Here is a 12,309-nt window from a genome sequence, read left to right on the forward strand (position 1 = left end):
AAGCCATCAGGCATTACCGAAGTTGTGTGCTGACTCAAAAGTGGGGGCTGGTCACTGCCTTTCAAGGGGGCGCTATAAAAAAAATTGCGGATTATCTGTGCGCCTGATCCGTTGCTGCTCAATGCCTGCGAGAAGACTCATCCTTGCTGATGAAGTCTCCTTCCAGCGGACTCTCCGAGGAGGTCGAGCCAGGCTCGTGCTGATGGGGTGGCTCACGCTCTGGGGCTGGGCCTTGACGGGTGACCAGCGAGGCCTTTACGCCTAGCCAGGCCATCAGCTTCAACAGCAGCTGCCGCGCGCTGGGAAGCAGGCACGCAATACCCAGTGCATCCGAGAGAAAGCCGGGCGCCAACAACAGGGCGCCACCAAAAATCAGGGCCGCACCTGTAAGCACTTCCTGGGACGGGATTTCTCCCATCTGCATACGCTGGCGAGCACGCGCCAGGCTGGAAACTCCTTCCTTGCGAATCAAGTGCAGCCCGATAAACCCCGTGCCTAGCACCAGTGCCAGCGTCGCCAGAAGCCCGATCCGGCTTCCCACGGTAAAAAGAAGCACAAAGTCCAGTAGCGTGAACAGGGAAATAAAGAGAAGAATGGGCATGACCGACTCCAGAACAGGCGTAATGAGTCAATATGGTGTCAGAATTATAAAAAATAATCTGCATTGCCTGCAGCGAGCGCAAGCGTTGGCCAAGTCGATTTTTTGCTGACGGCTATCTATGCTGCAATGCACAATCCCTGATTTCGAAAAGGAGAGACGCATGCAGTTGAATGAGCAAGTGGTGGCGATTAGCGGAGGTGCCCGCGGGTTGGGGTTTGCCATGGCAAAACATCTGGGCGCACAAGGGGCGCGTCTTGCCCTTCTCGACATGAGCAGCGAAGCGTTGGACGAGGCTGTCTCGAACTTGGCGGCGGCCGGTGTTGAAGCGCAGGCGTTCGTGACCAACGTGGCAGATGAAGCCTCGGTGCAGCAGTCTTTCGCCGACATTGCCAAGCGTATGGGCGCGGTGAGTGGTTGTGTCAACAACGCCGGTATTACCGATGACAGCCTGCTGGTGAAAGCCAAAGAGGGGGTAGTGGAAAAGCGCATGTCGCTGTCTTCCTGGCAGCGAGTGCTGGATGTCAACCTGACAGGCGTTTTCTTGTGTGGCCGAGAAGCGGTCACCCAGATGATCGAGGCCGGTCAGCCGGGTGTTATCGTCAATATTTCGAGCATTTCACGTGCGGGCAACATGGGGCAGAGCAACTATGCGGCTGCCAAGGCGGGCGTACACGCACTGACGGTGACCTGGGGCAAGGAGCTGGCCCGCTATGGTATTCGTACCGGTACCGTAGCACCGGGTTTCATCGAGACCGATATGACGGCCTCCATGCGACCCGACATGCTGGAACGCATTGCCAGCAGCGTGCCGTTGAAGCAGCTGGGGCAGCCCGAACATATCGCGCGCAGCGTCGCGTTCATTTTCGAAAATGACTACTTCACGGCCCGGATCATCGAGTGCGATGGGGGGTTGAGGCTTTAGAGCGAGGCGCTCGGGGTGGTGGCGGGTGTGGCCATCGCCCCTGAGCCTGCAAAACGCTAGAAGTGGAAATAGTTGCGATGTATTTCACGCTGAAAATACATCTCGAGGCGCAGTGTCATGGCCCAGCGAGGGTCGTAACTGTCTTCTCGCTGGAAGTGCAGTTCCGGTATGACATCGCCAAACAGGATGCCCTTGTGAATGTCTCGACGGTAACGCGTCTGCAGATAGTAGTTGGTCATGCGCGGATTGGAGGCGCTTTCGCCTATCGCCAGGGCCGAGTAGCGAAGTGCGCTGCGCCGGTTGAGGCGCTGATTCAGTTCAGCAACTTCACTGAATTCCAGCGTATCTTCCTCTTCCCGCCACTGCAGCGTGCTGATGAAACGCAGGTGGAGATCGTCTGCCAGGGGGCGGCCAATGTCCCAGGAGGTACGTGCTGAGTAGCCTTCATTATTGAACCAGGAAACGCGGTTGTAGGACTCAAGCTGCCAAGGCCCGTCGCCTATATCCCACAGCCGTTCACTGGTGAATCGGACGTAGGGATCCAGTGGCACGCGCAGCCTAATACCTGCCCCCACCCGGTTGCTCCAGTTTTCGCGTTTGTCACGGCGTTCCAGCCAATCAAACCCAAAGGTGGAGGTGCTGCGATCACGCTGGTCGTTATACAGACGGCCTGATCCCTGGTCTGCCAGAGTGCCTTGAGACTCTTCAGGATCACTCTCGATGATCAGTCGCAAGCGATCTTCCGTGGTCGGCAGGTCAATCCGGTAGCGCAGGCTGATGTCGCCACTGGTGCCGTCACCCTCCATCCAGTCCAGCTCTTGCCCCAGTCGTAAGTAAGAGTCGTTGTGCGCCGTAGCTGAGTCGTTGCCACCAAAAAAGGCATCGATGTTGCGAGAGGTGTTATCTACCCAGTTCCCAACGCGGGCACGAAAGGGTTCAACCCGCTCTTCGGCCCACTCGGGCAAATCGCTGTTCGTTTCATCAGCAAGCAGACAAGTGGCCGTAAGCATCACGCTCAAGCACATGGTGGTAACGGCGAATCTCATCATCGGCTTCCCTGTTCATTATCGATCGAGTGCCTCATTGCGCTTTGTGCAGCTCAATCTCTTTTGCCCACTCTACAACGCGTTGACGGTCACGGCGACTGTTCATGTGCTGCGTATCCAGGTGAAGCGGCACCAACTGACGTGTTGGCTCTGCCTGGAGCGAGAGGTGGGCGCGTCGGGCAGCCCCTACTGGCATATCCTCCGAGCCATAAATGGCGATGACGCGTATCTCCAACGTCAGCGTCTGCTCGCGCAGTAATGCGTCATCCAATTTCCAGTAGCGCGTCAGTTGCTGGGCGATCGAGCCAAACGTTTGAATATGCAGGTAGTCGCCAGAGGGCAAGGGGCCTTGATGGGTGCGGTAGCAAGCTTCGTTTTCCTCGCCACTTTGCTGCTGGTACTCGACGATCTCAATTGCCATCATGGGTCAACTGCAAAGATAGCGGAAGATGAACTGCATGCCAGCAGCAATCAATAATAGAGGGCTAGAAACAAAAAAATTCGGTTAGCATGGCGCTACCGAATTCTTGATCTTGCGCTAGTGGTAAAGAGTACCACACGACAAGTTGTAATTGGTGCGGATGGGGAGACTCGAACTCCCACACCTTGCGGCACTAGAACCTAAATCTAGCGTGTCTACCAATTCCACCACATCCGCAGAAGACGCTGCGTATACTACCAATAAACGTATGAATGTCAATGCAATCATCCTGTTTTAAACCAGTTGGCAGAGGAGGTGGCTATGCGAATGGTTCAGTACGTGAACCAGTGGTTGTCGCGCCAATTACCGGGCTACTGTGCGTTTTGCCTGTCGGCGGATTGCGGTGAGCAGGGGTGGTGCGCGCAGTGCTTTCGGGAGCTGCCTTGGAACACGCCGGCATGCCCGCAATGTGCCGAACCCTTGCCCGCTGGTGGGGGTGGACGCTGTGGCCACTGCCTGGTAGCGCCCCCTGCCTTTACGCATACAACGGCGGCGCTACGCTACCTGGAGGGCGTGGCAGAACTGGTGCATGACTTCAAATTCCATGGTTCCGCGCGAGCGGGAACGCTGTTGGTCGAATTGATGCTCTGCAAGCCTCCGGTGCAACTGGGGGGCGCGTTGTTGCCGGTGCCCATGCACCCTTCCAGGGCGCGCGAGCGAGGCTTCAACCAGGCCCAGTGGTTGGCCAGACAATTGGGAAAGCGGCTACACCTTCCGGTGCTGGAGGCTGAGTGCCACAAGCGGCTACCCTCGCAACGGTCGCTGAATCGAGCCGAGCGTCAGCGTAACCTCGCAGGAGCCTACCGCGTGGCGGGGCCACTGCCAGAATGGGTCATCATCATCGATGACGTGGTCACGACGGGTGCCACGGGGCATGCGCTGGCGTTGGCGGCTCAGGCGGCGGGTGCCACGCGCGTGGACGTGTGGGCGGCGTCTCGCACGCCGCTGGAGAAGAGTTGATATACTGGCTGGCCCAATGAAAGGAGTGATCCATGGCGCACCCGTTTAGCAGCCTGTCGCCCGACCTGGTGATGTCGGCCATCGAGTCGGTGGGTATCTGGCCCGCAGGCGAGCCCTTTGCCTTGAACAGTTATGAAAATCGCGTGCTGATGTTTCGCGATGAAGAGGGCGAGCGCTGGGTGGTCAAGTTTTATCGCCCCGGACGTTGGGCGGATGCCGCGATTCAGGAGGAGCATGACTTCTTGAAGGAGCTGGCGCTGGCCGGTGTCCCTGTGATCGCGCCATGGTGCTCAGCTGATGGCGTTTCATTGCATCACTTCCAGACTTTCCGCTTTGCGCTTTTCCCCCAATGTGTAGGCCAGGCGCCAGAGCTCGATAACCCGGCACACCTGTTTGCCCTGGGAAATGTCTTGGGGCGCTTGCATGATGTTGCCGCTCGCCAGCGGTTTCAGCATCGGGAGAGTTTGTCGCTCACGGATGGCGTTACCGATGCTGCGCAGCGAGTCCTGGCAAGCCCTCATTTGGACAAGTACCAGTCCCGGGCATACCAGGCCGTGGTGGAAAAGTTGATGGGGCACCTGGAGCACGTGCAGCTAAGCCCCGACGCCTATCTGCGGGCTCATGGTGACTGCCATCTGGGTAATATCCTGGGGCGGGATGATGACTTTACGCTGGTGGATTTCGATGACTGCCTGATGGCGCCCGCCATCCAGGATGTCTGGATGCTGCTGCCTGTAGACGACCCTGAGCTGTGGCGTGGGCAGCTGGGTGAGTTGATCGAAGGATATGAAGAGGTAAGGGCATTCCCTGAGCATGAGTTGGCGTTGATCGAGCCATTGCGCGCCTATCGCTTGATTCGTCACGCGGCCTGGCTGGTATCGCGCTGGGATGATCCGGCTTTTCCTGCTGCTTTTCCCTGGGTGACAGAGCGAGGGTACTGGGATCAGCACATTCGTCTGCTCGAACAGCAGGGCCTGCAGCTGGAATCGCCTTTGTGGCTTGCCGGAGGCAACCGATAAGCTGACCTGTCATTGTCAGGCCAGCTTGTTCAGGCAGCGGCTGGCGCCAGGCTTATTGATTGCCTGCGGGTGCCTGGTCTGGGTCGGGGCGTTCGCTGGGAATAGGGTTGGCGACGCCATCTCCATTGGCCTGCCGACGCGTTGCATTGATCTCGGCGGAGGGGTTGTCCTGCGCATCAATGCTTACACTCTCGTCCAGCGTCAGTAAAAAGCGCTGGCCGGGAGTAAGCTCGCAGTTACCCGACGGGCACTCTATCCCGTATTGCCCATCCATCGCGTAGGCGCTGGCGGCAAACGCTCCTGAATAGATAGCGCTTTCACTGCCTTCGGTCTCGATGCAAGTAGCATCTTGCGTGGTGATACGTATCCGCTCGCCGCTCAGTTGGGCATTGGCCACCATCAGGCAATACTCTGGCAGCTCGTGTGAGCTACCCTCGGCCTGGGCAGGGTGAAGGAGAATGTCGTTGTGACGAGCGTGCTGGCTATCGAAGCGCAGGGATTCGACCACCTCTACGCCCACGCTGGCACCACTGGGCAGCGTCAGTTTGGGTTCTGCTGCAAGCACGGGGGTGATGATCGCTGTGCCCATCAAGGCCGTTAGCCAATAGGCTGATGATTTAAATGACATAATTGGATCTCAAATAGTGCACCCGCCTATTTGGCAGGAAAATTGTGCCTTTATAATAGCACAGCACCGATAAGCACGAAGGGGGGTGCGTGTCACTCTGCCACAGCCACTTCATGTGCGTTAGAATAGGCAGTTGCATTACTGCGTTGTACATAATTTATTTTAAGGTATATTTTCTGTATAAGTTTTTGCTCGCGGCGGGTAAGGCAGTCATAGGGCTGACCCATGAAAGGGCTTTGATGTCTGTGCCGAGCCATTCGTGGCGAGACAGATTCCCCAAGGCGATCCAGTAAAAGCGAACACGCACCGAATGAAGAGGCCTAACATGACCGACGAAATCGCCCAGCATTACCGTCAAATTATTACTGCCCTGGGAGAGAATCCTGATCGCGAGGGGTTGCGTGATACACCCAAGCGCGCTGCCAAGGCCATGCAGTTTTTGAATGCGGGTTACCAGCAGTCGTTGGAAGAGCTGGTCAATGGCGCTGTCTTCGCGTCGCAAACCGATGAAATGGTGCTGGTGAAAGATATCGAGCTCTACTCCATGTGTGAGCACCATCTGCTGCCTTTCATTGGCAAATGTCACATCGCCTATCTGCCGAGCGGTAAGGTGCTGGGGCTGTCCAAGTTTGCACGTATCGTGGATATGTATGCACGTCGCATGCAAATCCAGGAAAATCTGACCCGTGAAATTGCCGAAGCGGTGCAGCAGGTCACTCAGGCCAAAGGGGTGGCCGTCGTGGTCGAAGCTCGCCATCTGTGCATGATGATGCGTGGCGTCGAGAAGCAGAATTCGAGCATGACGTCGTCGGTCATGCTGGGGGGCTTCCGCACCAACCAGGCAACACGGCAAGAGTTTTTGACGCTCATCAGCTAAGGTCGATACGCACTCAGTTAAGGTACGATACGTACAAGGATTCCTGACGAGAACTTGGTCAAGAGTGCCATTTCGTCTTAGCATGAAGAGGTCAATGAGCCTGCAAGGCCATCCTCTGGTCAGGAGTTTGTCATGGAAGCGCTGAGAGAAACACAGCTTTACTGCCCGTTTGCCTATATTGACGGCAGTTGGGTAGCCGCCGACAGCGGCGAGCAAATCAAGGTGGTGAACCCCGCTACGGGTGAGCTCGTAGGGGATATGCCCAAGCTGGGCAAGGCAGAAACCGAGCGTGCCATCGATGCTGCGTACGCTGCACTGCCTGCCTGGCGCGGAATGACGGCGCAAGAGCGTGCCGACGTGTTGATGAAGTGGCACGACCTGATGATGGAGCATCAGCAGGATCTCGCCATGTTGATGACCCATGAGCAGGGTAAACCGCTCAAGGAAGCCGCCGGCGAGATTGCCTATGCGGCCAGTTTTTTACGCTGGTTCGCCGAAGAAGCGCGTCGAATCTACGGCGAAACCATTCCTGCAGCCAAAGCCAATCAGCGTATCGTGGTGACCAAGCAGCCTGTAGGGGTCGTGGGGGCCATTACGCCATGGAACTTCCCGGCGGCGATGATTACCCGTAAAGCCGGTGCTGCCTTGGCAGCGGGCTGTACCATCGTTGTAAAGCCTGCCAGCCAGACGCCGTTCTCGGCGACGGCCTTGGCACTGTTGGCCGAGCGGGCGGGCGTGCCGCGTGGTGTGTTCAACGTCGTGCCCGGGCGTGCGGCAGATATTGCCGAAGCGCTCACTCACTCCTCTAAAGTGCGCAAGATCACCTTTACAGGCTCGACCGAGGTAGGCAGCCAGTTGATGGCCCAAGCCGCTGAGCACGTTCAGAAGATTTCGCTGGAATTAGGCGGCAACGCGCCCTTTATCGTGTTCGAAGACGCCGATCTGGACGCTGCCGTCGAAGGCGCCATGGCCGCCAAGTTCCGTAATGCGGGGCAGACGTGTGTCTGTACCAACCGCTTCCTGGTGCAGTCCAGCGTCATCAATGCGTTCTGTGAAAAACTCGCTGTGGCCATGAACAGCGAGCTGAAAGTCGGTGACGGAACGCGAGAAGGGGTCAACATTGGCCCGCTGATCGATGAAAATGGCGTCAAAAAAGTCAGTGAGCACGTTCAGGACGCCATCGACAAGGGCGCCGAGCTGTTGCTAGGGGGCCACCCGCATCCATTGGGGGGGAATTTCTTCACGCCCACGTTGGTCAGCTTTGCCAGCGACAGCATGAAAGTGGCCCAGGAAGAGACGTTCGGCCCCTTGGCAGCGGTGTTCCCCTTCGATGAAGAGGAGACGGCGGTCGAGATGGCCAACGATACCCAGTATGGTCTGGCCGCATATTTTTATTCGCGTGATCTGGCCAGGGTGTGGCGCGTGGCCGAAGCGCTCGAGTATGGCATGGTGGGGATCAACACCGGACTGATTTCAAACGCGGCCGCACCCTTTGGCGGTGTCAAGGCATCCGGCTTGGGGCGTGAAGGGGGGCATCAGGGGCTGGAGGAGTACCTGGAAACCAAGTACCTGTGCATCGATCTGGGGTGACCCTCAAAAAAACCCCCTGCGAAGTGCTTCGCAGGGGGTTTTTAAAGGCTTAGTGGCGGAAGTGGCGCATGCCGGTGAAGACCATGGCAATGCCCGCTTCGTTGGCCGCATCGATAACCTCTTGGTCACGCATTGACCCACCAGGCTGAATCACCGCAGTGATGCCAGCCGCCGCGGCGGCATCGATGCCATCGCGGAACGGGAAAAAGGCATCTGACGCCATGACGGAGCCAGGCACCGTGAGCCCTTCATCGGCAGCCTTGATACCCGCAATTTTGGCGGAGTAGACGCGGCTCATCTGACCTGCGCCCACGCCAATCGTCTGGCCAGCCTTGGCATACACGATCGCGTTGGACTTGACGAACTTGGCCACGCGCCAGGCAAACGCCAGATCACGCAACTCTTGCTCGGTGGGCGCACGCTCGCTGACCACCGTCAGCTCCGCTTCACTGACCATACCCTCGTCGCGCTCCTGGACCAACAACCCGCCATTGACGCGCTTGAAGTCGTAGGCAGCCTGCGGTTGGCCTGGCCAATGTGCGCTGACATCCAGTAGGCGAACGTTCTGTTTTTCAGCCACGATAGCGGCCGCTTCATCGCTTACCCCGGGGGCAATGATGACTTCCACGAACTGACGATCAACGATGGCGCGGGCGGTGGCGGCATCCAGGGCGACGTTGAAGGCGATAATACCGCCAAAGGCGCTGGTAGGATCGGTGGCAAACGCTTTGTCGTACGCTTCCAGAGCGCTGGCGCCCACCGCTACTCCGCAGGGGTTGGCGTGCTTGACGATGACGCAGGCGGTGTCATCGAAAGCCTTGACGCACTCGAAGGCGGCATCGGTATCGGCCACGTTGTTGAAGGAGAGCGGCTTGCCTTGCAGCATGCGAGCGGTAGACACGCTGGGCTCGCTGGCCTCGGGGTCGACGTAGAAAGCTGCCTGCTGGTGCGGGTTTTCACCGTAGCGCATGTCCTGCTTCTTGTGCAGTTGCAGGTTGAACGTGCGCGAGAAGGTAGTTTCTTCGCTGGCCACTTTGCGGCCCAGGTAGTCGGCAATGGCGCCGTCATAACCCGCCGTGTGTTCGAATGCCTTGACGGCCAGGTCGAAACGCGTCGGCTGAGTCACCTGGCCGCCATGCTCGGCCAGCTCGTTCAACACGCGGGAGTAGTCGTCCGCGTTGACGACGATAGTGGTGTAGGCATGGTTCTTGGCGCAGGCGCGCACCATGGTGGGGCCACCAATATCGATGTTCTCGATGGCATCTTCCAGCGTGCAATCCGGTTTGGCGATGGTGGCAGCGAACGGGTAGAGGTTCACCACGACCATGTCGATGGGGCTGATATCGTTATCGGCCATCACGGCGTCGTCCTGACCGCGACGGGCCAGAATGCCACCATGGATTTTGGGGTGCAGGGTCTTGACCCGGCCGTCCATGATTTCCGGAAAACCGGTATGTTCGGAGACTTCGGTCACGGGGACGTCGTTCTCTTGCAGCAGTCGGTAGGTGCCGCCGGTCGAGAGCAGTTCGACGCCATGCTTCACGAGGCCCTGTGCGAACTCGACAATGCCGGTTTTATCGGAGACGCTCAGCAGGGCGCGGCGGACGGGGGTAGCGGTGCTATCAGCCATGGGAGTGCTCATGTATCAGGTTCAGGGTTGGAACAGCCAGGTTTAAAAACGGCAACGCCCCTTAAGGGGCGTCACGATCGATCAGTCCATACAGCTTGAGTTTCTTGCGCAGCGTGCCACGGTTCAGGCCCAGCACGTCGGCGGCACGGGTCTGGTTGCCGTCGGTATGCTCCAGTACACAGGCCAGTAGCGGTGCCTCCACTTCGGCCATCACCATGGCATACAGGTCCGATGCCTGACCTCCATCAAGGTGCTCGAAGTAGCGACGCATGGCCGTTTCCACGGCTTCCCGCAGCGGTTGAGGTTGGGCCGTGGTCGCCGGGTCCGCCAGGGTGCCCGCCAGTGGCGATGAGCTTTCGCTTGAGAGCAGGTCGCGTTCAGTCATGCGGCATGGGTTCCTTTGGCTAGCAAGCGCTGGGAGGCGCTATGGGTCATGGCGTCATCAATCCATTGAAACTGCGCATCAGGTGATGCGAGCGCATTGAACTGCTGCTTCAAGCGGCGCTGCTCGGTATGGGTAAAGCGTGAGTCTTCATCGAGGTACCAGCCCACATGCTTGCGCGCAATGCGCACGCCCATGGTATCGCCGTAGAACGCGTGCAGGGCGTGCAGGTGCTCGGTCAACACCTGGCGGCGCTCTGCCAGCTCAGGGGCGGGCAGGTGCTCGCCATGGGTCAGGTAGTGAGTGATCTGCTGGAAGATCCACGGGTTGCCCTGGGCGCCACGACCAATCATGACCGCATCGGCGCCGGTATGGCGCAGCACGCGGGCCGCCTTCTCTGGCGAAGTGATGTCGCCATTGGCAATGACGGGAATGGTGAGTCGTGACTTGATCTCGGCGATGGTGTCGTATTCGGCTTCGCCCGTGTAGCGCTGCTGGCGGTGGCGTCCATGCACGGCCAATGCCTGTATGCCTGCCGATTCGGCCAATTGGGCAATGCGTACCCCATTGTTGGAGTCGGCGCACCAGCCCGTGCGGATCTTGAGCGTCACGGGAATATCGACGGCATTGACCACTGCGTCGAGAATCTCGGCCACCAGGGCTTCATCGCGCAGCAGCGCGGAGCCAGCGGCCTTGTTGCAGACTTTCTTGGCGGGGCAGCCCATGTTGATGTCGATGATCTGCGCGCCCAGTTCGGCATTCAGGCGGGCGGCTTCGGCCAGCATCTGCGCATCGCCACCGGCAATTTGTACCACCCGGGGTGCAGGTTCACCCTGATGATCCATACGCAGCTGGGATTTGCGCGTGTGCCAGAGCGAAGGATCGGACGTGACCATTTCACCCACCACCCAGCCTGCCCCCAAACGCCGACATAGCTGCCGGAAAGGGCGATCGGTGACACCGGCCATGGGCGCAAGTATCACGGGGTTGGGCAGTTGATAAGGCCCAATCGCAGGGGGCTGGATAGTCATCATGGTCATGGCGGTGCACTTTGATAGGCATGAAAACGACGAATAGCGCGTTTCAAGGGAGCGTATGATACGCCTACTCGCCGCAGTAATGAAGGAAAGCGCAGCAAATTATGCGGGTCTCCAGCCGGTCAAGCGTACCCAGCCTTCACGCAAGGTCGGCTCTTCCATGATAAGTCCTTGGGCTTCATAGGCGTCCAGTACGTCGTTGGCCTGCTTGGCAAGAATGCCCGAGAGCGCAATGTGGCCTCCGGGTGCCACGTGGCTGGCAATCATGCCCGATAGTTCGACCAGCGGGCCGGCCAGAATGTTGGCCGTCACGATAGGGTAGGTCTGGTCATCGGCCAGTTGCTCGGGGTAGTAAAGTGACAAGGCCTGTTCGGCAATACCGTTGCGCTGCGCATTGTCGCGACTGGCTTGCAGCGCCTGCGGGTCGATGTCGGTTCCATCGGCGCTGGACGCCCCCAGTTTCAGGGCAGCAATGGCCAGAATGCCTGAGCCGCAGCCCACGTCCAGTACGCGCTGGTGGGTCAGAACGCCTTGCACGGCCAGGTGGTCGAGCCATTCCAGGCAGAGTGCGGTGGTGGGATGGGTGCCGGTGCCAAAGGCCAGGCCGGGGTCCAGGATCAGGTTCACCGCCTCTGCTTCGGGGGGCTCCAGCCAGCTGGGCACGATCCACAGCCGCTGGCCCATGCGCAGGGGAGTGAAGTCATCCATCCATTCCCGTTCCCAGTCCCGGTCGGCCAGCAGCTCGTACTCGATGGTGGGGCAGGGTTCGCCGGGCATGTGTTCTGCCCAGGCGGCCTCGATACGCTCCAGCATCTCGCTGATGCCATCGAGGTCGTCATACAATCCCGTCAGGACGGTGTCTTGCCAGAGCGGCGTGGTGCCACGCTCCGGTTCGAAGACGGGGTCGTCGTGGGCATCCTGAAGGCCGATGGCCGTAGCACCCTCGTCCAGCAGCAGTTCTTCAAGAAGCTCGGCCTGCTCAGGAGCAACGTGCGCTTTTAATTGCAGCCAGGGCATGAGAAGTCTCCACGGGGTCAGTGAATGGTCATGAAACGCTCACGGGGTGGCAATCGCCACCCCGCGTAGACAACCTGGCGTTACTCCGATGAGGAGGCGTCAGGTTTGTAAGCATCAGC

General features: G+C 58.9%; 13 protein-coding genes and 1 tRNA gene. 5 read left to right on the top strand and 9 right to left on the bottom strand.

All coding sequences use genetic code 11. The annotated features are described in order from the left end of the window. Window positions 1–118 precede the first annotated feature (118 nt). Window positions 119–601, bottom strand: a complete 483-nt coding sequence (locus KVY02_RS07860) for an FxsA family protein (protein ID WP_096923073.1) — start codon at window positions 599–601, stop codon at window positions 119–121. Window positions 602–761: 160 nt separating this feature from the next. Between KVY02_RS07860 and KVY02_RS07865 the strand changes: the two genes are divergently transcribed. Then, window positions 762–1,523, top strand: a complete 762-nt coding sequence (locus tag KVY02_RS07865) for an SDR family oxidoreductase (protein ID WP_218314922.1) — start codon at window positions 762–764, stop codon at window positions 1,521–1,523. A 56-nt stretch (window positions 1,524–1,579) separates the two neighbouring features. Here the strand turns inward: KVY02_RS07865 and KVY02_RS07870 are convergent, their stop codons facing one another. The 3 genes from KVY02_RS07870 to KVY02_RS07880 all read right to left on the bottom strand — a co-directional run bounded on the left by KVY02_RS07870 (window position 1,580) and on the right by KVY02_RS07880 (window position 3,227). Continuing rightward, window positions 1,580–2,548: a hypothetical protein gene (locus tag KVY02_RS07870; RefSeq protein WP_371317420.1), complete on the bottom strand. Its 969-nt coding sequence runs from the start codon at window positions 2,546–2,548 to the stop codon at window positions 1,580–1,582. Window positions 2,549–2,603: 55 nt separating this feature from the next. After that, window positions 2,604–2,993: a hypothetical protein gene (locus KVY02_RS07875; RefSeq protein WP_218314924.1), complete on the bottom strand. Its 390-nt coding sequence runs from the start codon at window positions 2,991–2,993 to the stop codon at window positions 2,604–2,606. A gap of 149 nt (window positions 2,994–3,142) precedes the next feature. Next, window positions 3,143–3,227, bottom strand: a tRNA-Leu gene (locus KVY02_RS07880). Between the two features lie 84 nt (window positions 3,228–3,311). On the opposite strand from KVY02_RS07880, the gene KVY02_RS07885 reads away from it, so the two are divergent. Next, a complete protein-coding gene (locus tag KVY02_RS07885) occupies window positions 3,312–4,010 on the top strand; it encodes a ComF family protein (protein WP_256357591.1) in 699 nt (232 codons plus the stop codon). A 32-nt stretch (window positions 4,011–4,042) separates the two neighbouring features. Next, complete coding sequence (locus tag KVY02_RS07890) at window positions 4,043–5,029, top strand: serine/threonine protein kinase (RefSeq protein WP_218314925.1); 987 nt, start codon at window positions 4,043–4,045, stop codon at window positions 5,027–5,029. A gap of 52 nt (window positions 5,030–5,081) precedes the next feature. On the opposite strand, the gene KVY02_RS07895 is transcribed toward KVY02_RS07890, so the two are convergent. Further along, window positions 5,082–5,657, bottom strand: coding sequence for a hypothetical protein (locus tag KVY02_RS07895; protein WP_218314926.1), 576 nt, complete (start codon window positions 5,655–5,657; stop codon window positions 5,082–5,084). Window positions 5,658–5,982: 325 nt separating this feature from the next. Between KVY02_RS07895 and folE the strand changes: the two genes are divergently transcribed. Both folE and KVY02_RS07905 read left to right on the top strand, forming a co-directional pair. Beyond that, window positions 5,983–6,534, top strand: coding sequence for a GTP cyclohydrolase I FolE (gene folE / locus KVY02_RS07900; RefSeq protein WP_016913712.1), 552 nt, complete (start codon window positions 5,983–5,985; stop codon window positions 6,532–6,534). Window positions 6,535–6,666: 132 nt separating this feature from the next. Then, window positions 6,667–8,124 (top strand): NAD-dependent succinate-semialdehyde dehydrogenase, encoded by a 1,458-nt coding sequence (locus tag KVY02_RS07905; RefSeq protein ID WP_218314927.1) that lies wholly within the window; start codon window positions 6,667–6,669, stop codon window positions 8,122–8,124. A 49-nt stretch (window positions 8,125–8,173) separates the two neighbouring features. Here KVY02_RS07905 and purH read toward each other — a convergent pair whose 3' ends face one another. The 4 genes from purH to prmA all read right to left on the bottom strand — a co-directional run bounded on the left by purH (window position 8,174) and on the right by prmA (window position 12,190). Continuing rightward, on the bottom strand, window positions 8,174–9,754 hold the full coding sequence (purH, locus tag KVY02_RS07910) for a bifunctional phosphoribosylaminoimidazolecarboxamide formyltransferase/IMP cyclohydrolase (RefSeq protein ID WP_218314928.1): 1,581 nt from the start codon (window positions 9,752–9,754) through the stop codon (window positions 8,174–8,176). A 61-nt stretch (window positions 9,755–9,815) separates the two neighbouring features. After that, window positions 9,816–10,139, bottom strand: coding sequence for a DNA-binding transcriptional regulator Fis (gene fis / locus KVY02_RS07915; RefSeq protein ID WP_016913715.1), 324 nt, complete (start codon window positions 10,137–10,139; stop codon window positions 9,816–9,818). Next, the gene (gene dusB, locus KVY02_RS07920) at window positions 10,136–11,176 is read right to left on the bottom strand and encodes a tRNA dihydrouridine synthase DusB (RefSeq protein WP_081137274.1); all 1,041 of its coding nucleotides are present in this window, start codon (window positions 11,174–11,176) and stop codon (window positions 10,136–10,138) included. Before dusB ends, fis begins: the two co-directional genes overlap by 4 nt. 99 nt (window positions 11,177–11,275) lie before the next feature. Further along, window positions 11,276–12,190, bottom strand: coding sequence for a 50S ribosomal protein L11 methyltransferase (prmA, locus tag KVY02_RS07925; protein ID WP_218314929.1), 915 nt, complete (start codon window positions 12,188–12,190; stop codon window positions 11,276–11,278). Window positions 12,191–12,309 lie beyond the last annotated feature (119 nt).

It is taken from the genome of Halomonas sp. 18071143 (genome assembly GCF_019211725.1).
GTDB classification, from domain to species: domain Bacteria; phylum Pseudomonadota; class Gammaproteobacteria; order Pseudomonadales; family Halomonadaceae; genus Vreelandella; species Vreelandella stevensii.

Coding starts and splice junctions, on each gene's coding strand:
- fis (WP_016913715.1), bottom strand. CDS start 10,139: ATGACTGAACGCGACCTGCTCTCAAGCGAAAGCTCATCGCCACTGGCG.
- purH (WP_218314928.1), bottom strand. CDS start 9,754: ATGGCTGATAGCACCGCTACCCCCGTCCGCCGCGCCCTGCTGAGCGTC.
- KVY02_RS07870 (WP_371317420.1), bottom strand. CDS start 2,548: ATGTGCTTGAGCGTGATGCTTACGGCCACTTGTCTGCTTGCTGATGAA.
- folE (WP_016913712.1), top strand. CDS start 5,983: ATGACCGACGAAATCGCCCAGCATTACCGTCAAATTATTACTGCCCTG.
- KVY02_RS07865 (WP_218314922.1), top strand. CDS start 762: ATGCAGTTGAATGAGCAAGTGGTGGCGATTAGCGGAGGTGCCCGCGGG.
- dusB (WP_081137274.1), bottom strand. CDS start 11,176: ATGACCATGATGACTATCCAGCCCCCTGCGATTGGGCCTTATCAACTG.
- prmA (WP_218314929.1), bottom strand. CDS start 12,190: ATGCCCTGGCTGCAATTAAAAGCGCACGTTGCTCCTGAGCAGGCCGAG.
- KVY02_RS07885 (WP_256357591.1), top strand. CDS start 3,312: ATGCGAATGGTTCAGTACGTGAACCAGTGGTTGTCGCGCCAATTACCG.
- KVY02_RS07905 (WP_218314927.1), top strand. CDS start 6,667: ATGGAAGCGCTGAGAGAAACACAGCTTTACTGCCCGTTTGCCTATATT.
- KVY02_RS07895 (WP_218314926.1), bottom strand. CDS start 5,657: ATGTCATTTAAATCATCAGCCTATTGGCTAACGGCCTTGATGGGCACA.
- KVY02_RS07860 (WP_096923073.1), bottom strand. CDS start 601: ATGCCCATTCTTCTCTTTATTTCCCTGTTCACGCTACTGGACTTTGTG.
- KVY02_RS07875 (WP_218314924.1), bottom strand. CDS start 2,993: ATGATGGCAATTGAGATCGTCGAGTACCAGCAGCAAAGTGGCGAGGAA.
- KVY02_RS07890 (WP_218314925.1), top strand. CDS start 4,043: ATGGCGCACCCGTTTAGCAGCCTGTCGCCCGACCTGGTGATGTCGGCC.